This is a genomic window from Burkholderia sp. MSMB1835 (assembly GCF_001526365.1).
Classification (GTDB): Bacteria; Pseudomonadota; Gammaproteobacteria; order Burkholderiales; family Burkholderiaceae; genus Burkholderia.
The window spans coordinates 339,573-360,128 of the sequence record NZ_LOYP01000042.1 but is presented as its reverse complement, the minus strand read 5'-3'; the positions used below and the strand labels follow the sequence as shown (position 1 = coordinate 360,128).

Below are 20,556 nucleotides of genomic sequence, written 5' to 3'. Positions count from 1 at the left end.
GCAGCCGCTTCTCAAAGGTGAGGATTTACAGGAGCCATGGTGAGTATCTTCGGGAATCGCACGACACACCGCGCCAGCATGCGAAAGGTGATGAAAATCCGTGTCGGGCAGGCACCGCGAAAAGCGCGAACGACAATGCGCATGCATTGCGCCATTACGCGGGTGTTTACGGAAATTCGCCGCAATATGCGGCCGGATCGCGGCGAATTCGCAAAACGGGATCCGTTAATTGCGCGACGTTGCACTTCAATTCGCCGGGGAAAAGCGCATGACGATTGCGCCCAAACAAAACGGTGCGAAGGCCGCAGGGCCGTTCGCACCGTCGGTCGGCACGCGAAAGGTGAGGATTTTCGGGAGTCAGTCCTTGATCAGGAAACGCCCGCGATTCTTGCCCAGCCATGCCGGCGCCCGCCCGCGGCCGCTCCAGGTTTCACCTGTCTTCGGGTTCAGGTACTTCGGCGGCAAGGTTCGCTTGGGCTTCGCGGCGGTAGCGGCGGCAGCGGCGGCAGCGGCGGCAGCCGATTTTGCCGGAAGAAAACCGAGCTCTTCCGGCGTAATGTCGTATTCGTCGATTTTCGCGCGGATATGCGCAATCGCATCGGCAATCGCCTTTTCGCGTTCCTTGTCGATTTTTTGCTGAAGCCGTTCGAGCTGCGCGCTCAGTTGCCTGTAGGTCGCCATATGGATGGGACTCCATGAGTGTTATTCGTGAAAAACAAGTGACTCAAAGCAAACGGAAAAGCGCTTCGCCCGATCGTGATCTCCTCGGCCGGTCATTTCGGGATCAATAACCGCTCTTCTTCTTGCATGCGAAGAGAAGATTTCGCACGGCGTCATCCGTCGATTGCTGGATCACGTCGAAATCGCCGTTGCACATGGCCCGGGCATTGTCGGTGCAATTGCTCCAGTCGCTGCCGGTGCATTGCACCTGAGTGGTCGGACGCCCGTCCGACGTGAACAGTGGAGCACTGCCACCGCACCCGCCGAGCCCGGCAACCAGAACCCCCATCACGGCCGCCCGAGGCCACCAACAGACCGACGCAAGCATGTGTTTCATCGTTCTTCCCGTCAACCTTTTTTTGAATGTCGCGAGTATGCCATGGGCAGCCCTTCGGCCGTCAGTCCGGCGTGCGCTCGGGTTGCCCGCGCGCCTTGTACGGCAAGCGCTTGCGCGGATCGTCGGTGATGCGAACGAAAACCTGCTCGACGTCCGGAAGCGCCTCGAATTCGCGTTGCAGCGCCTGACGATCGAGCGTCGTATCCGCGCATCCTTCGACGTAGACGAAACGTCGCTGCACGGTGATCCACAGGCTCGTGCCGCGCAGACGATCCGAGCCGGCGAAGTGCGCCTTCGCCGCATCGGCGATCGACGCGTCATACATATACGAGTTCGGCTTCGTGCAGCGATGGGCGAGCCAGCAGGTCGTGCCGCGTTCGGCGCGGTAGTGCGCATCGTCCGTCATCTCGGCGCGCGTCATCCACGGGCCGAGCGGCAATGGGCATTCGGCCACGTCCTGCGACAGCGCGACGAACGGATCGCCGTACCAGTTGCGCCGCGCGTCGGGCGCATCGGCGTCGCTGGCCTGCGCGAGTGCGGCGCTCGCGAGCAACATGGTGAGCCATCCTGCAATGCCGATCCGCTTCATCGCGATCTCCCGTTCGATGCGTTACGTCGAGCCGCATCGGCATCGCCGATCGGCCTACCGGTCGATACCGAGCGCCGCCAGTTTCTTGTACAGCGTCGCGCGACCGATCCCGATACGCGCGGCCGCTTCGACCACTTTCCCGTCGCAGGCCGCCAGCGCATCGGTCAGAAACTGGCGCTCCCAGGCCGCCAGCGCATCGGCGTACGAGGCGGCCGGCGCACCGGATGCCGTCGACGCATCGCCCGCGCGCTGCTCGGCCGGCGCCGCGGCGACTCGCTGCATCGGCGCGGCACCCTCCGGCGAGATGCGCACCGGCCCGAGAAACGGCGCGAGCGCACGCGCATCGATCACCGAACGGTCCGACAGCATCAGCGCGCGTTCGAGCGTATTGCGCAACTCGCGCACGTTGCCGGGCCACGGATACGCGCACAGCATCCGCAGCGCATCGTCGGTCAGCTCGCAGTGCGCGGCGCGCCCGTGCTGAGCCGCCAGCTCCTCGAGCGTCGCGTAGACGAGCGCGGCGATATCCGATGCGCGCTCGCGCAACGGCGGCGCATGGATCGTCAGCACGTTCAGCCGGTAATAGAGATCCGCGCGAAACCGCCCGGCTGCCACGAGCGCCGGCAGGTCGGCCGACGTGGCGGCAATGATGCGCACGTCCGCGCGCACGATCCGGTTCGAGCCGACCGGCTCGAACTCCTTGTCCTGCAGCACACGCAGCAGCTTGCCCTGCAACGGCAGCGGCATGTCGCCGATCTCGTCGAGAAACAGCGTGCCGCGATCGGCCAGCTCGAATTTTCCGACGCGCCCCTTGCGATCGGCGCCGGTGTACGCGCCGGGCGCCGCGCCGAAGAATTCGGTTTCGAGCAGCGTGTCGGGAATCGCGGCGACGTTGACGGTCACGAGCGGCTGGAGCGCACGCGCCGATGCCGCGTGTATCGCGTGGGCGAGCAGCTCCTTGCCGGTGCCCGTCTCGCCGAGCAGCAGCACCGGCGAGTCGACCTGCGCGGCGCGGCGCGCCTGGCGCTTGGTCTCGAGGCTCGCGGCACTCGTGCCGACGAAGCTCGCGAACGTGTATTTCGCGCGGCGCGCCTGGGCGAGCGAGCGCTGCGTCGCGATCAGTTGCTGCTGAAGCTGCGCGTAGCGGGAAAAAATCGGCGTGAGCGTCTTCAACTGGTCGAACAGCGCGAAGCCGATCGCGCCGACCGTCTCGCCGGCCTCGTTCTTCAACGGCAGGCGCGTGACGACGAGCGGCTCGCGGCCCGTCTCCATGATGTCGAGCAGGATCGGCTGCCCGGTCGACACGACCTCGCGCATCAGGCTGTTCGGAATCACGGCCTCGCAATCGAGGCCGACGGCCTGCTGCGGATCGGCGAAACCGAAGCGCGCCGCATAACGCTCGTTCATCCACACGACGCGCGCGTCGCGATCGACGACCACCGTGCCCGCGCTCGAATCCTCGAAGGTCCGGAACAGCGACTCGGCAGCGCGCCGCAGCACGTCGCCGTAGTTGACGGGCAGGCGGGCCCAGTCGTTCATCATCGTGTCTTCGTCTCCGTTTATCGTCGGCCGGGTGTCTCCGGAACGAGACGGATTATCTCATTCCGGAGACATGCCGCAATGCGGTGTCCGGGAAAGCCCTGCACGATGTCGACGGTCGACCGGATGGCCAAAACGTCTCCGGATGGAGACGTTTTATGTAGAATCGTCAGACCTACGCCGGCGCGGGCCCGCCGGCCGCCGGCGGACCCATGTCCGGCGGCGCAATCCGGCCGATGGCACGAAACCTGCACGAACCTGAGCCGGTCCGCGGCGCACCGCGCGATCGAACAACAACCAAAGCCATTAGGAGACTCCCTTGTCTTTCGTGATCGTCCTCGCCGCGCTGGCGTTCCTGATGTTTGCCGCGTATCGCGGCTACAGCGTGATCCTGTTCGCGCCGATCGCCGCGCTCGGCGCGGTGCTGCTGACCGACCCCGCCGCCGTCGCACCGGTCTTCTCCGGCATCTTCATGGAGAAGATGGTCGGCTTCGTCAAACTGTATTTCCCGGTCTTCATGCTCGGCGCCGTATTCGGCAAGGTGATCGAACTGTCCGGGTTCTCCGAGTCGATCGTCCACGCGGCGATCCGCTACATCGGCCGCTCGCGCGCGAATGCGGTGATCGTCGCGGTGTGCGCGCTGCTCACCTATGGCGGCGTATCGCTGTTCGTCGTGGTGTTCGCGGTCTATCCGTTCGCGGCCGAACTCTACCGCCAGAGCAACATCCCGAAACGGCTGATGCCCGGCGCGATTGCACTCGGCGCGTTCTCGTTCACGATGGATTCGCTGCCCGGCACGCCGCAGATCCAGAACATCATCCCGACCACGTTCTTCAAGACGACTGCCTGGGCCGCGCCCGCGCTCGGCACGATCGGCTCGCTGTTCATCATCGTCGTCGGCCTCGCGTATCTCGAATGGCGCCGCCGTTCGGCGATGGCGAAGGGCGAAGGCTACGGCACGTCGCTCGTCAACGAGCCGGAGCGCGTCGAGGCAACGGCGCTGCCGCATCCCGCACTGGCGATCCTGCCGCTGATCCTCGTCGGCGTGTCGAACTTCGCGTTCACGAAGCTGATCCCGCAGTGGTACAGCGCCGCGTCTTACACGGTCGCGCCGGAAGTGCTGCCGGGCGTGCACGCGCCGGTCACGACGTCGATCAAGACGGTCGTCGCGATCTGGTCGGTCGAGGCCGCGCTGCTGCTCGGGATCGTGCTGGTCTTGCTGACCGCATTCAAGCGCGTCAGCGGTCGCTTCGCGGCCGGCTCGAAGGCCGCCGTCGCCGGCGCGCTGCTCGCCGCGATGAACACCGCGTCGGAATACGGCTTCGGCGGCGTGATCGCCGCGCTGCCGGGCTTCCTCGTCGTCAGCGATGCGCTGAAGAGCATCCCGAACCCGCTCGTCAACGCAGCCGTGTCGGTCAGCTCGCTCGCGGGCATCACGGGCTCCGCGTCCGGCGGCATGAGCATCGCGCTCGCCGCGATGTCGGACCTGTTCATCAAGGGCGCGCAGGCGGCCAACATCCCGATGGACGTGCTGCACCGGGTCGTCGCGATGGCGAGCGGCGGCATGGACACGCTGCCGCACAACGGCGCGGTCATCACGCTGCTCGCCGTCACGGGCCTCACGCACCGCGAGTCGTATCGCGACATCTTCGCGGTCACCGTCATCAAGACGCTCGCGGTGTTCTTCGTGATCGCCGTGTACTACGCGACGGGGCTCGTGTAAGCCTCGGCATCGGGGCGGCGCTGCGTGCGCCGCCGTCTCGCCTTTCAGGATCGGACCGCATGCGCACCGGAACGGATTCCGGCAAGCGCATCCGGTCCGATTTTCATTTCCCTACGCCAAATCGACACGCCGGCAGTCGTCCGGGCCATCGCTCGCCCCCGCCCCCCACGCATTGTTACCCGCAGCAAAACACTGCGTTGGGCGCGATCGCATTTTTCAGGCGCCTGCCTCGGCCTACACTGGTTTCAACGTCTCGCGGCGCTTCGACGAACGAAGCGCCGCGATTCACCGGAAATCGTGGAGGTCCCCATCATGAAGCGCCTGATCCCAGCCATTGCCGCCGTCCTCGCCGTGTCGGCCCCGTTCGCCGCGCACGCCCAGTCGAACCAGCCGCTCACGCGTGCGCAGGTCCACGCCGAAGTCAAGGCGCTCAAGCAGGCCGGCTTCCAGTCGAGCGACTGGTTCTATCCGGCCAGCATCGTCTCCGCCGAAGCGAAGATCGCCCGTCAGCACGACGCCGGATACGGCAGCGATCGCGGCGCGTCGTCGGAGTCGGGCCGGTAATCGTCGGCCCGCCCGGCGATCCCCCCGCGCGCCGTTACGCCTTCACGGGCTGGATCAGCTTCGCGCACGCCGCCGCCTGCGGATCGCCCGCCGGCAGCTTCCCGCACACGCCGTCGAACTGCTTCACGACCGACCTGACCGACGCATCGTGCGCGCCGCTGCCGCGCCAGCGGTTCAGTTGCGTGACGACCTTGGTCAGCGCGCGCAGGTTCGCGCCGTAGAACGCGTCCCGGGTCTTGTCGGCCTGCGCGAGCACACTGGCTGCAATCCCTTCGATGCGCGCCGAATCGTCCGGCGCCAGTTCGACCGCATTCGCAAAGTAGGTCGCGCCCCAGCGCAGCTTCGTCGCCGGCCCGCTCGCCGCGTCGTACGCCTTGCGATACCAGTCGAGCGCGGCCGCCTTGTCGCCGCGCGCCTTCGCGTTCGCGGCCAGCCCCGACATGAAGTAGTACGGCGTGGACGAACGCGGCAACTCGGCCTTCAGCAACGCATCCGATTCGTCGTACAGCCCCGCGTCGGTCAGCGTGTCCGCGCCTTCGCTGACGAGCGCCTGCCGCTCGTACGCGTTCGCCGCGCGCTGCACCGATGCGGCGATCTGTTTGCGCGCGGTGTCGGCCAGCGCCGGTGCGGCGGGCGGTGCGCCCTTGCGCGCATCGCCGCGCGCGAGCAGCACGCGGCCGTGCAGCGCCATCAGCCGGTCGATCGACGACAGCGTGCCGTCGGTCGACAAGCGCGCCAGCGCCGTGTCGTACGCGCCGCGCAACTTCGCGCGCTGCGCGTCGTCGCCGCCGAGATACGCGACCACGCGCGCGGGCGCCGCGACCAGCACGTCCGAATCGGCCCGCGACAGCGCCGGATCGCGCAGCACCGTGCGCAGCGAATCGGCAAGCGCGGCCTTGTCGAGCGCACCGGCCTGCGCCGGGTCGTCCGACGCGGCGACCACCGCCGACTTCAGCGCGAAACGCGCCGATTCGGCTTTCGCACCCGCCGCCCGGGCGCGTTGCGCGAGCGACTGCAGCGTCTCGGCGACGCGATCGGCCGGCACCGGCAACGCGCCGTCGGTATCCCACGAATAGTCGGCCAGCAGGCGCCATTCGTCCGGCGTCAACGACGCGCCGTTCTTCAGCGCCGTCGCGAGCGTCTGCCGCACCGGATGCGCGGCCGTCATCCCGAGCGACAGCGCCTGCATGTAGCGGTCGAGATCGGCTTCGCCCGGCAGCCGCGTCACTTCGGTGCCGTCGGGGCGGAACAGGATCATCGTCGGATAGCCGTGCACCTTGAAACGCTCGCCGAGCTTCTGCGCGCTTTCGGTATCGCCGTCGAGATACACGGGCACGAAGAACGACGAACGCGTCTTGAATGCCTGCTGGCTGAAGATCGTCGACTTCACCTGGTTGCACGACGGACACCATACCGCGCCCCAGTACAGCAGCAGCGGCTTGCCCTCGCGCTTCGCGAGCGCGAACGCGGCATCGACGTCGCCGTGTTGCCATGCGATGCCGGGCGGCAGATGCGCACCGTCGGGCAATGCGTTCGCCACCGGAGCGCCGGTGGGCGCGGCAGCGGCAAGCGCGGCACTGGCGGCAGCGAACAGACAGGCGGCGGTGAGATTGCGAAGAACGGTTTTCATCGAAGCGGGTTCCGTTGAAAAAGACGGTTTCAGGGGGATGCCGCGCGCACAACGAGGGCCGCGATGCGATGGCGATGAAGCCGGCCGACCTGCAGCGCCGCGCACGCATCGATACGGAAAAACGAAGCCGACCGCGGCGACCGGCAAATCGTTCGACGATACGACGGGTACAGCCGAAGGAAAACGAACGAATTCTCGATTGAATATGACGCGCGGCGTCGTGCCCGCGTGCCGTCACGTCCGCGACGGCCGGCCCTTCATTGCCGCGCCCTGAGCCGGGCCATGTGATACACGGACGCATGCACGCCGTCGCGCAACGCGTAATCCGGCGATTCGCCTTCGATGCGGAAACCGTGTTGCTCGTAGAGCGCGATCGCCGCACGGTTGTCGGTAAACACGGTCAGTTCGAGACGCGTGATGTTCAGCCAGTTCTCCGCGAGATCGATCGCGGCCGCGAGCAGCCGGCCGCCGATGCCGCGCCCGTGATAGGCCGCGTCGACCATCATGCCGAGCGCCGCCGCGTGGCGCCGGCGCGGATTCGGCTCGGGATGCAGGCCGAGGTGGCCGACCACCGTGCCGTCTATTTCGGCAACGAGGCTCACGCCGTGCTCGCGCACGTCGTCGAGCCGCTTCCGCCATTTTTCGAGCGACGGAAATGGCTGCTGCAACGTATTCGTGTACACCGCGGGATGCGCGGCGATCTGCCGGATCGCGTCGACGTCGTGCGTCTCGCTGTGCCGGATCCTGATATCGGTCATGGGTGGGCCGGTTCCGAAAAGTCGCGCCGAACGCGCGGACTGCGCACGCGCGCAGCAACGCATCGAGCTTAGCCGATTTCACGCATTTGAAACATGGGCGTCACGCCGTCGCGCGTCAGGTTGTATCCGCAACGAAGCGAGTGCATGCCATCCCCACGAAATCCGGAAAATTCTGACCGGTCGCGCCTGCGACGACCGGTAATTTCTTACCGTTTTCAATCCCGCATTCATGCGTGAACGAATCGTTGCGCACGCAACGTCACGCACGCGACATGCGATGTCATTTCTTCATCACGTCGACGTCATGTCGCGCCCCTAGACTGGGCGCCGCCCCAGCCCGGCGTGCGTCTGGCCGGTGTGTGCCGATACCTGCCCCGCGCATCACGCGCATGTAGCACGCAGGATCGCGACAGCGAGGCCGCGGCATCCGCGCGACGTCGCGCGTCGGGCGCGATACGCGCCGCGACGCAGGGCCGACACCCCAGGCACGCACGCATCGCGGATTGTCCCGGGGCGGGACGCCGCGCGGGCGCCGCCGGACGAACTCACGAACGCTCCCACCCTCACAGGATCCGAACGCCATGACGTCACGCCGCAAATTCCTTCAGCAGACCGCCGGCTCCGGCCTCGCCGCCGCCGCGCTGTCCGCGTTTCCGCCGAGCATTCGCCGCGCGCTCGCCATTCCCGCCTTCCACGAAACGGGGACCATCCAGGACGTCAAGCACGTCGTGCTGCTGATGATGGAGAACCGCGCGTTCGACAGCTACTTCGGCACGTTCAAGGGCGTGCGCGGCTATGGCGACCGCTTCGCGGTGCCATCGCCGAACGGCCGCGACGTGTTCTATCAGGCGTACACGAAGGCGGCGCCCGCCGCGACCGTGACGCCGTATCACCTCGACGCGCGCCAGGGCAACGCGCAGCGCGCGGGCGGCACGCCGCACACGTGGGCCGACGCGCAGGCCGCGTGGGATCACGGCCGGATGAACCGCTGGCCCGACGCGAAGACGCCGCTGTCGATGGGCTATTACGACGCGGCCGAAGTGCCGTTCCAGCGCGCGCTCGCCGATGCGTTCACGCTGTGCGACCACTACCACTGCGGGATGCACACGGGCACGATCGCGAACCGCCTGTTCTACTGGAGCGGCACCAACGGCCCGAACGGCATCAGCCCGGCCGACGGCAGCCGCGTGAAGATCGCCGCGTTGAACAACCAGTTCAACGGCGGCAACGACATCGGCCCGTCGAGCCAGGGCTGGACCTGGACGACCTATGCGGACCGGCTGCAACGGGCGGGCGTGAGCTGGAAGGTCTACCAGAGCCTGATCGACAATTTCGGCTGCAACGAGATGATGAGCTTCCGCCACTGGCGCGCGGCGATCGAGCAGATGCCGGCCGCGCGCCGGCCCGCGTACGTCGCGTCGACGGATATCACGCAGCCGGTGACGGCGGCCGGCGCGTTCTACGACCCCGCGATCGACGATCCGCTGAGCCCGCTCGCGAAGGGCTTCGGCAACACGATGCCGTACGGCTTTCTCGAAACGTTCCGCGACGACATCCGCAACGGCAAGCTGCCGGAAGTGTCGTGGATCATCCCGCCGTCCGCGTACAGCGAGCACCCTGGGCCGTCGAGCCCCGCGCAGGGCGGCTGGTACGTGCAGGCCGTGCTCGACGCGCTGACGGCGAATCCGGAGGTCTGGAGCAAGACCGTGCTGCTGGTCAACTACGACGAGAACGACGGCTTCTTCGACCACATGCCGTCGCCGGCCGTGCCGTCGCGCAACGCCGACGGCACGCTCGCGGGCGGCCATACGCTGTCGGCCGCCGACGTCGCGGTCGAATACCACGACTTCACGCCGGCGACGTCGAGCCAGCCGGCGACCGACGGCCGCCCGTACGGCCCGGGCCCGCGCGTGCCGATGTGGATCGTGTCGCCGTGGAGCCGCGGCGGCTGGGTCAACTCGCAGGTGTTCGACCATACGTCGACCCTGCGCTTCCTCGAGACGCGCTTCGGCGTCGCGGAGCCGCAGATCGGCGCGTACCGCCGCGCGGTGTGCGGCGACCTGACGAGCGCGTTCAATTTCCGCACGCCGAACAACGAGCCGCTGCCGACGCTCGCGGGCCGGACGACGAAAAGCCAGGTCGACGCACTGAGCGCCGCGCAGCAAACCGCGCCGAAGATCGTGCCGCCCGCGACGCCCGCGCTGCCCGCACAGGCGACCGGCGTGCGCCCGTCGCGCGCGTTGCCGTACGAACTGCACGCGAGCGCGCGCACCGATGCCGGCGCCGGCACGGTCACGCTGAAGTTCGCGAACACCGGCCGCGCCGCCGCCGTGTTTCACGTCTATGACAAGCTGCACCTCGACCGGCTGCCGCGGCGCTACGTCGTCGAGCCCGGCAAGACGCTGCACGGCGACTGGGCCGCGCGCGCCGACGATGGCGGTAAATATGACCTGTGGGTGCTCGGCCCGAACGGCTATCACCGCCGCTTCACCGGCGACCTGAGCCGCCTGGCCGGCGCGCGCGCGCCGCATCCGGAAGTACGCGTCGGCTATGCGGGCGCGAGCGGCAACCTCCACCTGCGGCTGCGCAACGACGGCGGCGGCACGGTGCGCTTCACGGTGAAGTCGAACCAGGTCTACGGGCCGCTATCCGGACACGGCGGAAACGACGACCACGGTCATGGCCGCGACAACGAAAACGGTAACGGCCAGGATCGGGGCAACGGCCATGGCGCCGGCACCACGTGGACCGTCACGGTGCGCGCCGGCGACCAGTCCGAACTGCACTGGAAGCTCGACTCGACCGGCTACTGGTACGACTTCATCGTCACCGCCGACAGCGACGCGAGCTTCTCGCGCCGCGTGGCCGGCCGCGTGGAAACCGGCCGGCACTCGGTCAGCGACCCGGCGATGGGGCTCGCCGACCGCTTCTGACGCCACCGCGGCGACGCGCGGCGCAGCGCGTGTCGCCGCCCGCGTCGGCGTGGCCGCGAATGCCGCTCGGGGGACCGGTTCCCGCCGGCGCCCGATCCAGCGCAGACGCCCGCCCGGCGCGGCTCAAACATCAGAAGGATCGGTGGTTCAGCCCTCATTTCACCCCACGAAAATGCTCCGTGTTGCGGCCCGTTCGCGTTAAACTGCATCAAGCCGTATTCAACAAAGACATCTTTGCCGCCAAGGCATCCACGACACGAGGATAGGTTCGATGCGCACTACCGGCTCATCCGGGGCAATGACCCTGCTCACCGAACACGACGCGGCCGACGGCCGCGAACTGCGCTCGCTCCGGCTCGAAGCGACCGGCGACGGCAAGAGCGTGCTGCTGATCGAGATCGACGAACGCAAGCCCGGCATCCACCGCGAAGTCCGCTACGAGATCACCCCGGCCGAACTGATCGCGGCGATCCGCTCGCACGGCGCCGAGCTGCCCGGCGAAAACCACGGCGCCGCATCGCTCGCCCGCACGCCCTCCTGATTCCGAACGGTGAGCCGCGCGCCAAGCGTCGGCTCACCCACATCCCCCTGCCGCCGTCAGGCGCTTTGCATCATTCCCGCCGCTGCGTTGAAAAAGGCCGATAATCGGCCCATCTGCATTTCCCGCCCACGCGTTTCCTTTTCGGCCAGCCGTCATGCTCCTACGTGACCTCGTCGCCCAGTACGGGCCGCTTCTCGTGTTCGCCAACGTGCTCGCGGCGGCCATCGGCCTGCCGGTGCCCGCGATGCCGACGCTCGTGCTGTTCGGCGCGATGTCGGCGATGCATCCGGCGATGATCGGCTCGCAGCTCGTGACGGTCGTGGTGCTGTCGGTGCTCGGCGCGCTGATCGGCGACACGGTCTGGTACGTCGCCGGGCGGCGTTACGGCGGCACGACGCTGAAGACGATCTGCCGGCTGTCGCTGTCGCGCGATACCTGCGTGAAAAAGACCGAACGCTTCTTCGGCCGCTACGGCGTGCGCGTGCTCGCGGTCGCGCGCTTCATTCCCGGATTGTCGCTGGTGTCGGTGCCGATGGCCGGTGCGCTCGGCACGCGCTATCGCACGTTCGCCGGCTACGACGCGCTCGGCGCCGCGCTGTGGACGATCGTCGGGCTGATCGCCGGCCTCGTGTTCTACCGGCAGATCGACTGGCTGTTCGCCGGCGCGAGCCGTCTCGGCCGTGCGGCGCTGCTCGTCATCGTCGCGCTGCTCGCCATCTATGCGGCCGTGCGCTGGATGCGCCGCCGCGCGCTGATCCGCCAGCTCGCGAACGCGCGGATCGGCGTCGACGAGCTCGACGTGCTGCTGCGCGACACCGCCGCCCCAGTGGTGCTCGACGTCCGCTCGCCCGAGCACCGCAAGCTCGACCCGTTCGCGATTCCCGGCGCGCAGTTCGCCGACGAGCGCCAGATCGGCGACATCGTCGCACGCTACCCGCTCACGCAGAAGTTCGTCGTGTATTGCTCGTGCCCGAACGAAGTGACGGCCGCGCTGATGGCGAAGCGCCTGCTCGATGCAGGCTTCACCGACGCACTCGCGCTGCGCGGCGGCCTCGACGCATGGCGCGACACGGGCCGCCAGCTCACGTCGCTCGTGGAAGACGTGCCCGCCGCGAACGATTCCGTCACGGGATGGCACAAGCCGGCCTGATCGCGTCGATCGCGGGCCGGCCGTGCGAGACAGGGGGCCTTGCGCCCCCTTCCATCAGAACGCGTGCAGCGGCAGGTTCACGACCAGACGGTACTCGGTGTTCGACGCGTCCGAGTAGTGCGCGGAGCCGTTGTGCCACATCGCGATGAACGTGACCTTCGTGTTCTTCAGCTTGCCGCTCTGGAACGTGTACGACGGGATGAAGCCGAACTCGTGGTGACGGCCCTGCACCGGCGCGCCGTTGCTCCAGTAGATGCTCGACTTGCTCGGGTCGTTCGCCGCGCCCGCGCTGCCGTCCGCCCCCCAGCCCGTCACGCCCCACACCATCGCCTTGAAGCCCGGCAGGCCCGCTTCCTTGCCGTAGAACGTGTAACGCAGCTGCAGCGATTTCTCGTGCGGGGCGTTGTAGTCGACGTCCATCGAGTTGGTCAGGAAGATGCCGTTCGTTTCGTTCAGGTAGTCGAAGAACTGGTCGCCGAGCACTTGCTGGAAGCCGAGCAGCAGTTCGTGCGGGCCATGCTGGGCCGCCAGCGACAGGCTGTACGCGTTGTTGTTGATCTTGCCTTGCAGCGCATCGCCCGTGTCGTGCGTCGAGTAGACGTTGCCGAAGCCGGTCCACTTGATCGTCTGCGGGCTGCCGATGCTGTGCTTCACCGACGCGTAGTACTGATGCCACACGTCGTCGGCCTGGTTCGCGTACAGCGCGACTTCGCCGTTCGGCGAGTAGTCCCACGTGCCGCCGACGTAGGTCAGGCGATTGATGCGCGTGCCGCCGTATTGCGTCGTCAGGTTGGTGAGCGTCGTATGGCCGCGCGCGTCGGTCTTCGTGAAGCTGCCGGCCTCGAGCATCACGTTCTTGAATTCGTTGCTGACGAGCGTCGCGCCGAGGAACGTCGGCGGCAACGCACGGTTGTCGTGCTGCTCCATGAACGGGTTGTCGACGGCCTGCAGACCGTACTTGACCACCGTGTTCGAAATGCGCGCCTTGACGTCGTAGATGCCCGGGTAGGCCCACGCGAGCTGGTTGCCGCCGCCGCCGCCCTTCGCGATGTGCACCATGCTGCCGGCGCCCTGACCGCCGTCGAGCTTCAGCGCCGCATACAGCGACGCGTCGAAGCCGATCCCGATCAGGCCGGTCGTATAGCCCGACTCGAAGTTCGCCATCGCGCCCTGGACCCACGCATGGCGATGCGGCCCGCCCTTGGCGTCGAGCACGTCCGCATAGTTGCGGAACAGGAAGTCGAGATGGCTGTCGGCGATGAAGCCGTTCGATTTCGACTGCGCCGACGGCTCGTCGGGCGGCGTGACGGCCTGGGTCGCCTCGGCGTTGACAATGGCGTTCGGCGTCGTTGCCTGCGCAACGGCTGCGCCGGTACCGGCAGCCGGCGCGGCCTGCGCGACCGTCAGCGGCGCGCTCGCCGCGTCGTCGGCGTGCGCGACACCCGTCAGCGAAACGCCGGCGAGCGCCGGCAGTCCCCATGCGAGCAGCATCTTCGATGCCGTCCCGATCGTCTTCTGCTTTTTCATCGTAATAATTCTCGTCTCGTGTTGATATCGTCCACACCGGTTGCGATCCGCTCCCGGCCCCCCGGCGAGCCCGGCTAAGGACGCGCCTGTACCCGCGGCGCGAAGATCGTTCGCGCCGCACCTACCCCTGTTGACCTGCCTTGGTTATGTTTGCTGCGTCACTTCACATCACGCCGCGCCCGCGCGGATGCACGCGACGCGCGCCGCCGACCCCTGCCGCACTTCCGGCAGCGGCACGTCCTGCGCGCACGCGTCGATCGCGACCGGGCAGCGCGTGCGGAACGCGCAGCCGGACGGCGGGTTGAGCGGCGAGGGCATCTCGCCCGCCAGCAGCATCGGACGGCGAGCACGCTCGCGCGCCGGCTCCGGCGTCGGCGCCGCATCGAGCAGCGCCTTCGTGTACGGGTGTTGCGGCACGCCGTACACGTCATGCCGCGTGCCGAACTCCATCACGCGGCCGAGATACATCACGAGCACGCGCTGGCTGATGGCCTTCACCACCGCCAGGTCGTGCGCGACGAACAGATAGGACAACGACAGTTCGCGTTGCAGATCGCGCAGCAGGTTCACGATCTGCGCCTGGATCGACACGTCGAGCGCCGAGACGGGCTCGTCGCAGATCACGAGCTGCGGCTCGCCGATCAGCGCGCGCGCAATGCCGACGCGCTGGCACTGCCCGCCGGAAAATTCATGCGGATAACGCAGCAGGTGATGCGCGTTCAGGCCGACGCGTTCGAGCATCGCGATCACGCGGCGGCGCACGTCGGTACGGCCGAGGCCGGGCTGATGCGTGACGAGCGGCTCCGCGACGACCTGCTCGATCGTCATGCGCGGGTCGAGCGACGCGAGCGGATCCTGGAAGATCATCTGCACTTCGCGCCGCATCGCGGTGCCGCGCAGGTGATCGGGCGCGACGGCCTGGCCGCGCCATTTCACGGTGCCGGCCGTCATCGGCACGAGGCCGACCAACGCGCGCGCGAGCGTCGATTTCCCGCAGCCCGATTCGCCGACGAGCCCGACCGTCTCGCCGCGCCTGACGTCGAACGACACGCCGTCGACCGCGCGCAGCGTGCCCTTCGGCGACCACGGATAGCCGCCGAGCGGCACGCGAAAATGCACCTTCAGATTTTCGACGGACAGCAGCGTGTCGTCCGTCGCGCCGGCTTGGCGGCGTTCATCGACGCTCATCGCAGACCTCCCGTCAGATCGGCCACCGGGCGGTGGCACGCGCGCACCGCGCCCGTGGCGCCATAGGTTTCGAGCGCCGGGCGCGCAGCGGCGCAGCGTTCTTCCGCATACGTGCAGCGCTTCGCGAACGCACAGCCGGCCGGCGCGGCGCCGGGCATCGGCGGGTTGCCGGGAATCGCGACGAGCGGCGCATCGTCCGCGTCGGTCAGGCGCGGCAGCGCATTGAGCAGCCCGATCGTGTACGGATGCGACGGCGCCGCGAAGATCGATTCGGCCGGCGCGTATTCGACGGTGCGGCCCGCGTACATGACCATCACGTCGTCGGCGAGGCCGGCGACCACGCCCATGTCGTGCGTGATCAGCACGATCGCGGTGCCGCGCTCGCGGTTCAGCTCGCGCAGCAGGTCGATGATCTGCGCCTGCACGGTCACGTCGAGCGCGGTGGTCGGTTCGTCCGCGATCAGGATTTCCGGCTCGGACAAGAGCGCCATCGCGATCATCACGCGCTGGCGCATGCCGCCCGAGAACTCGTGCGGATACATGCGGATGCGGCGCGCCGCATCGGGAATGCGCACCGATTCGAGCGCCTCGATCGCGCGCTTGATCGCGGCCTTGCGCGACAGCTTGCGATGCAGTTGCAGCGTCTCCGTCATCTGCCGCTCGATCGTCAGGAACGGGTTGAGCGACGTCATCGGATCCTGGAAGATCATCGCGATCCGGTCGCCGCGCACCGCGTTCAACGCGCGCGTATTCATGTCGAGCAGGTTCTCGCCGCGGTAGCGCGCGGTGCCGGTCGTCGTGCCGTTGCCAGCCAGGAGGCCGAGCAGCGCCATCACGGTCTGGCTCTTGCCCGAGCCCGATTCGCCGACGATGCCGAGCGTCTTGCCGGCTTCGAGCGAGAACGACACGCCGTTCACGGCGTCGATCGGCGGCGCGTCCTTGCGCGTGAAGCGCACGCCGAGGTTTTCAACTTCCAGCAGTGCAGCCATTTCAGCGATCCTTCGGGTCGAGCGCGTCACGCAGGCCATCGCCGACGAAGTTCACGCAGTAGAGCGTCACGCACAGCATGACGGTCGGGGCCAGCAGCAGCCACGGCATCGATTCCAGTTTCTGCGCGCCGTCCTGGATCAGCACGCCCCAGCTCGTCATCGGCTCCTGCACGCCGAGGCCGAGGAACGACAGCACCGACTCGGTCAGCACGATATTGGGCACCGAGACCGTCGCGTACACGACGACCACGCCGAGCAGGTTCGGCACGACGTGACGCAGCACGATCGACGCCGGCGACACGCCGATCGCGCGCGCCGCATCGACGAACTCGCGGTTGCGCAGCGACAGCGTCTGGCCGCGCACGACACGCGCCATGTCGATCCACGAGAACGCGCTGATGGTCAGCACGACCAACATGAACGAGCGGCCGAACAGGGTCATCATCAGGATCGCGATCAGCAGGTACGGGATCGCGTACATCATGTCGACGATGCGCATCATCACGGAGTCGACGCGGCCGCCCGCGAAGCCCGCGGTCGCGCCCCACGCGACGCCGAACAGGCCCGACACGAGCGTGCCGAGCAGGCCGACCTCGATCGATACGCGGCCGCCGATCAGCGTGCGCACGAGCAGGTCGCGGCCGAGCTCGTCGGTGCCGAACCAGTGCTGGTTCGCCCAGGTCGGCGGCAGGCTGATCGAGGCCCAGTCGCTCGCGGCGGGATCGGCCGCGAGCAGCCACGGGCCGGCGAAACAGGCGAGCGTGATCAACGCGAGCAGCACGAGGCTGAACACGGCCGCGCGGTTGTGAAGGAAGCGCGCGAACGCCAGCTCGAGCGGCGAGCGCGAACGCGGCGGCGAATCGGTCTGCACGGGCAGGCCGACGACGGGAGTGGTCGGGGTCATCGCTGTGCCTCGCTCAATAACGGATGCGCGGATCGAGCCACGCGTACGCGAGGTCGACCAGCAGGTTGAACAGCACCGCGAAAACGGTCGTCAGCACGACGAGGCCGAGCACCAGCGTGTAGTCGCGGTTGATGGCGCCGTTCACGACGAGCTGCCCGAGGCCCGGCAGCGCGAACACCGATTCGGTGACGACGGCCGCCGTGATCGACGTGATGCAGACCGTGCCGAACAGCGACACGACCGGCATCAGCGCGGGCTTGAGCGCGTGGCGCAGCACGATCGTCGAGCCCGGCAGGCCCTTCGCGCGCGCGGTGCGGATGTAGTTGCTCGACAGCGTCTCGATCATCGAGCCGCGCATCACGCGCGCGAGCAACGACACGTTGATGAAGGTGAGCAGCACGATCGGCAGCAGCCGGTACTGCCAGCCGCCGTCGCCCCAGCCGCCTGCCGGCAGCCAGCCGTTGCCGGCCGACGTCTTCAGCAGGATCGCGAAGATCCACACCAGCACCGGGCCGAGCACGAACGGCGGCACGACGTTGCCGAAGTTGCCGATCAGCATCACGAAGCGATCGATCACGCTGTCGCGGCGCACGGCCGCGACGGTGCCGAGCAGCACGCCGAGCACGATCGAGATCGGGATCGACACGCCGCCCACGCCGAGGCTCACGGGCAGCGCCTTCTTCACGAGATCGTTCACCGACCAGTCGACGTAGCGAAACGACGGGCCGAGATCGCCGTGCAGCAGCGAGCCGAGATACAGCAGGTACTGCTTCCACAGCGGCTCGTCGAGGTGATACTTCGCGTTCAGGTTCGCGAGCGTCGCGGCGGACAACTGCTTCTCCGTATCGAACGGGCCGCCGGGCGTGAAATGCAGCAGCAGGTAGCAGACGGTGATGACCGCGAGGATCGTCGGCACCGCCCACAACGTGCGCCTCAATGCGTAGGCCAGCATGATCGCTCCGCTCAGTGCTTGATCAGGTACATGTCCTGCGAAGCACGCATGTCGATCACGTTCTTCAGCGAATAGCCGCCCACGTAGGGCTTCACGAGACGGTCGGCCGAATACTGGAACAGCGGCACCATCGGCGTGTCGTTCATCGCCATGTCGTGCGCCTGCGTGAGCAGCGCGGCGCGCGCCTTGTCGTCGAGCTTCTGGTTGCCTTCGTCGACGAGCGCGTCCATCTGCTTGTTGCAATAGCCGACGGTGTTCTGCGAGCTGCCGCAGCGGATCAGGTCGAAGAAGGTCATCGCGTCGTTGTAGTCGGCGAACCAGCCGTCGCGCGCGATCTGTACCTTGCCGTCATGCCGCTGCTTCATCAGCACCTTGAACTCGACGTTCTCGAGCTTCGTGGTGATGCCGAGCTTCGTGCGCCATTCCGATGCGGTAAACAGCGCGACCTTCTTGTGCAGGTCGTTGGTGTTGTACGTGAGCGTGAACGACAGCGGCTTCGCGTCCGAATAGCCGGCCTGCTTCAGCAGGTCCTTCGCGGTCGCGATGCGCTTGGCCATCGGCCACGACGCCCATTCCGGCGTGAACGGCTGCACGCCCTTCGTGCCGTTCGGCATCAGCCCGTACATCGGCTTCTCGCCGGCCTGCGTGAGCTTCGACGTGAGCACGTCGCGATCGATCACCATCGACAGCGCCTGGCGCACGCGCTTGTCCTTCAGCGCCGCGTCGCTGTTGTTCAGGTAGTAGTAGTAGGTCGCGAGCTGCAGGCCCGGGCGCAGTTCGCCGCCGAACTGCTTGCTCACCTGCTGGAAGATGCCCGACGGGATCGAGTAGCTGTAGTCGATCTGGCCGGCCTGGTACATGCGCATCGCGGTTTCGTCGCTTTCGATCGGCAGGTACGTGACCTTGTTGATCACGACCTTCGACGCGTTCCAGTACTTCGCGTCCTTCGTCGCCACGATGCGGTTGTTCGGCTGCCAGTCGACGAGCTGGTATGCGCCGTTGCTGACGATGTTGCCCGGGCGCGTCCATGCGTCGCCGAATTTCGCGACCACGTCCTTGTTCACCGGCGCGAGCGGCGCCATCGCGGTCAGTTCGGGGAAGAACGCGACCGGCACGTCGGTCGTCACCTCGAGCGTGTACGGATCGACGGCGCGCACGCCGAGCGTCGACGGCGCGGCCTTGCCGGCGATGATGTCCTTCGAGTTCTTGATGAACTCGACGAGGATCGTGTATTTCGAGCCCGTCTTCGGATCGACGAGGCGCTGCCACGAATAGACGAAATCGGCGGCCGTCACCGGCTGGCCGTTGCTCCACTTCGCGTCGTGGCGAAGCTTGAAGATCCACGTCTGCGGCGTCTTGCGTTCCCACGACAGCGCGACGCCCGGCACGACCTGGCCGGCCGCATCGATGCGCGCAAGCCCTTCGAACAGGTCGAGGCCGATCGTGTTGCCGGTCCACGATTCGATGTGCGCCGGATCGAGCGACTCGACTTCGGCCGGCACCTGACGCGTCAGGTCCTGTTGCGCGGCGAGCGCGACGTTCGACGGAACGGTTACGGCGTGGGCGACGGGCGTCGTCAGGGCGAGCGCGGCCAGCACGGCCGACATGGCATGCAAGGATTTCATCGTGGCGGTCTTGAGAAGGTGGTTCGGTGGGCGTCGCGCGGCGGATGCCGCGGCTTACGCGTGAGACGCTGACGGGAGCAGCGATCGAGGAGGCCCGTGGTTCTCGTATTGCATGTTAGTATTCCTTACATTTCTTTCGACGGGCATTCCGTCGAAGAAACGAAGGAATACCCGTGCGTTAGAACAGTCGCGGCGTACCGACCCAGACCACCACCGACTCGATCTTCGCGGTGTTGACCCAGCTGTGCGGGACCGTCGACTGATAGTGCGAACTGTCGCCGGCCTGCAGGACGAACGTCTTGCCTTCCAGCGTCAGCGACACTTCCCCTTCAATCACGTACAGGAACTCCTCTCCTGCATGTGTCGTCACCTCCGACCGCTTCTGCCCCGGCGGCATCCTCACGAGGATCGCCTCCAGCTGGCGTCCTTCGGACACGTTCGTCAGCCTCGCGAACAGGTTCGCCGAATCGGCAAATCCGAAGAAGCGCAACTGATCGCCTCGGCAAACCGAGCGTTCCTCGCTCGGCGTATCCACGAAGTACTGCACCGTCACACCGAGCGCATGCGCGATACCGGCCAGCGACGTCAGCGACGGCGATGCGAGCCCGCGCTCGACTTGAGACAGAAACGGCTTCGAAATCCCCGCGGCGGTAGCGGTGTCGTCGAGCGTGCGCTTCAGACGTTGGCGCAACGCGCGAATCTTGCTGCCGAGTGCGACAGCGTCTGCCGATCGCGAGTTTTCAGTGGGGGGAACCATAGCAGGCCGAAAAGTGGTCGTCAAAAAATGTTTGATGGAAAGTAACTAAGTTAATTCGAGATAGCTTAATCTTCGGGTTCGCACACGCCTTCGGCGTTGAGCCCGGTGCACTAAACAGGGCCCGAAGCGA

The 20,556-nt window shown here is 67.2% G+C and carries 19 protein-coding genes; 6 read left to right on the top strand and 13 right to left on the bottom strand.

All coding sequences use genetic code 11. From position 1 onward, the window contains the following. Positions 1 to 357: 357 nt before the first annotated feature. The 4 genes from WS96_RS17870 to WS96_RS17855 all read right to left on the bottom strand — a co-directional run bounded on the left by WS96_RS17870 (position 358) and on the right by WS96_RS17855 (position 3,188). On the bottom strand, positions 358 to 681 hold the full coding sequence (locus WS96_RS17870) for an H-NS histone family protein (protein WP_059834216.1): 324 nt from the start codon (positions 679 to 681) through the stop codon (positions 358 to 360). Between the two features lie 103 nt (positions 682 to 784). Further along, the gene (locus WS96_RS17865; protein ID WP_059834215.1) at positions 785 to 1,057 is read right to left on the bottom strand and encodes a hypothetical protein; all 273 of its coding nucleotides are present in this window, start codon (positions 1,055 to 1,057) and stop codon (positions 785 to 787) included. A 61-nt stretch (positions 1,058 to 1,118) separates the two neighbouring features. Further along, on the bottom strand, positions 1,119 to 1,646 hold the full coding sequence (locus WS96_RS17860) for a BON domain-containing protein (protein ID WP_059834213.1): 528 nt from the start codon (positions 1,644 to 1,646) through the stop codon (positions 1,119 to 1,121). Positions 1,647 to 1,700: 54 nt separating this feature from the next. Further along, positions 1,701 to 3,188 (bottom strand): sigma-54 interaction domain-containing protein, encoded by a 1,488-nt coding sequence (locus WS96_RS17855; protein WP_059834211.1) that lies wholly within the window; start codon positions 3,186 to 3,188, stop codon positions 1,701 to 1,703. Between the two features lie 316 nt (positions 3,189 to 3,504). Between WS96_RS17855 and WS96_RS17850 the strand changes: the two genes are divergently transcribed. Both WS96_RS17850 and WS96_RS17845 read left to right on the top strand, forming a co-directional pair. Further along, the gene (locus WS96_RS17850; RefSeq protein WP_059834209.1) at positions 3,505 to 4,908 is read left to right on the top strand and encodes a GntP family permease; all 1,404 of its coding nucleotides are present in this window, start codon (positions 3,505 to 3,507) and stop codon (positions 4,906 to 4,908) included. A gap of 312 nt (positions 4,909 to 5,220) precedes the next feature. Then, complete coding sequence (locus WS96_RS17845; RefSeq protein ID WP_059834207.1) at positions 5,221 to 5,472, top strand: DUF4148 domain-containing protein; 252 nt, start codon at positions 5,221 to 5,223, stop codon at positions 5,470 to 5,472. A 34-nt stretch (positions 5,473 to 5,506) separates the two neighbouring features. On the opposite strand, the gene WS96_RS17840 is transcribed toward WS96_RS17845, so the two are convergent. Continuing rightward, complete coding sequence (locus WS96_RS17840) at positions 5,507 to 7,102, bottom strand: thioredoxin family protein (RefSeq protein ID WP_059834205.1); 1,596 nt, start codon at positions 7,100 to 7,102, stop codon at positions 5,507 to 5,509. Between the two features lie 14 nt (positions 7,103 to 7,116). On the opposite strand from WS96_RS17840, the gene WS96_RS33740 reads away from it, so the two are divergent. Continuing rightward, positions 7,117 to 7,305, top strand: a complete 189-nt coding sequence (locus WS96_RS33740) for a hypothetical protein (protein WP_156443659.1) — start codon at positions 7,117 to 7,119, stop codon at positions 7,303 to 7,305. A gap of 54 nt (positions 7,306 to 7,359) precedes the next feature. Here the strand turns inward: WS96_RS33740 and WS96_RS17835 are convergent, their stop codons facing one another. Then, positions 7,360 to 7,860 carry a GNAT family N-acetyltransferase gene (locus WS96_RS17835; RefSeq protein WP_059834203.1) on the bottom strand — a complete coding sequence of 167 codons (501 nt, stop codon included), beginning with the start codon at positions 7,858 to 7,860 and terminating at the stop codon, positions 7,360 to 7,362. A gap of 581 nt (positions 7,861 to 8,441) precedes the next feature. Between WS96_RS17835 and WS96_RS17830 the strand changes: the two genes are divergently transcribed. The 3 genes from WS96_RS17830 (at position 8,442) to WS96_RS17820 (ending at position 12,484) form a co-directional block, all read left to right on the top strand. Next, positions 8,442 to 10,793, top strand: a complete 2,352-nt coding sequence (locus tag WS96_RS17830; protein WP_059834200.1) for a phosphocholine-specific phospholipase C — start codon at positions 8,442 to 8,444, stop codon at positions 10,791 to 10,793. Between the two features lie 271 nt (positions 10,794 to 11,064). Beyond that, complete coding sequence (locus WS96_RS17825; RefSeq protein WP_006480304.1) at positions 11,065 to 11,334, top strand: hypothetical protein; 270 nt, start codon at positions 11,065 to 11,067, stop codon at positions 11,332 to 11,334. A gap of 154 nt (positions 11,335 to 11,488) precedes the next feature. After that, positions 11,489 to 12,484 carry a DedA family protein/thiosulfate sulfurtransferase GlpE gene (locus tag WS96_RS17820; protein ID WP_059834198.1) on the top strand — a complete coding sequence of 332 codons (996 nt, stop codon included), beginning with the start codon at positions 11,489 to 11,491 and terminating at the stop codon, positions 12,482 to 12,484. A gap of 54 nt (positions 12,485 to 12,538) precedes the next feature. Here the strand turns inward: WS96_RS17820 and WS96_RS17815 are convergent, their stop codons facing one another. The 7 genes from WS96_RS17815 to WS96_RS17785 form a co-directional block, all read right to left on the bottom strand. Continuing rightward, entirely contained in the window at positions 12,539 to 14,011 is a 1,473-nt protein-coding gene (locus tag WS96_RS17815; protein ID WP_059834196.1) for an OprD family porin, read from the bottom strand. A 168-nt stretch (positions 14,012 to 14,179) separates the two neighbouring features. Beyond that, positions 14,180 to 15,199, bottom strand: coding sequence for an ABC transporter ATP-binding protein (locus WS96_RS17810; protein WP_059834194.1), 1,020 nt, complete (start codon positions 15,197 to 15,199; stop codon positions 14,180 to 14,182). Continuing rightward, a complete protein-coding gene (locus WS96_RS17805) occupies positions 15,196 to 16,188 on the bottom strand; it encodes an ABC transporter ATP-binding protein (RefSeq protein ID WP_059834192.1) in 993 nt (330 codons plus the stop codon). The genes WS96_RS17810 and WS96_RS17805 overlap by 4 nt, the downstream gene beginning before the upstream one ends. Position 16,189: 1 nt before the next feature. After that, positions 16,190 to 17,092 carry an ABC transporter permease gene (locus WS96_RS17800; protein ID WP_059834190.1) on the bottom strand — a complete coding sequence of 301 codons (903 nt, stop codon included), beginning with the start codon at positions 17,090 to 17,092 and terminating at the stop codon, positions 16,190 to 16,192. A 13-nt stretch (positions 17,093 to 17,105) separates the two neighbouring features. After that, positions 17,106 to 18,044 carry an ABC transporter permease subunit gene (locus WS96_RS17795; RefSeq protein ID WP_059834188.1) on the bottom strand — a complete coding sequence of 313 codons (939 nt, stop codon included), beginning with the start codon at positions 18,042 to 18,044 and terminating at the stop codon, positions 17,106 to 17,108. 11 nt (positions 18,045 to 18,055) lie between these two features. Then, positions 18,056 to 19,669, bottom strand: coding sequence for a peptide ABC transporter substrate-binding protein (locus tag WS96_RS17790; RefSeq protein ID WP_059834186.1), 1,614 nt, complete (start codon positions 19,667 to 19,669; stop codon positions 18,056 to 18,058). Between the two features lie 178 nt (positions 19,670 to 19,847). Beyond that, complete coding sequence (locus WS96_RS17785; protein ID WP_011548888.1) at positions 19,848 to 20,426, bottom strand: cupin domain-containing protein; 579 nt, start codon at positions 20,424 to 20,426, stop codon at positions 19,848 to 19,850. Positions 20,427 to 20,556 lie beyond the last annotated feature (130 nt).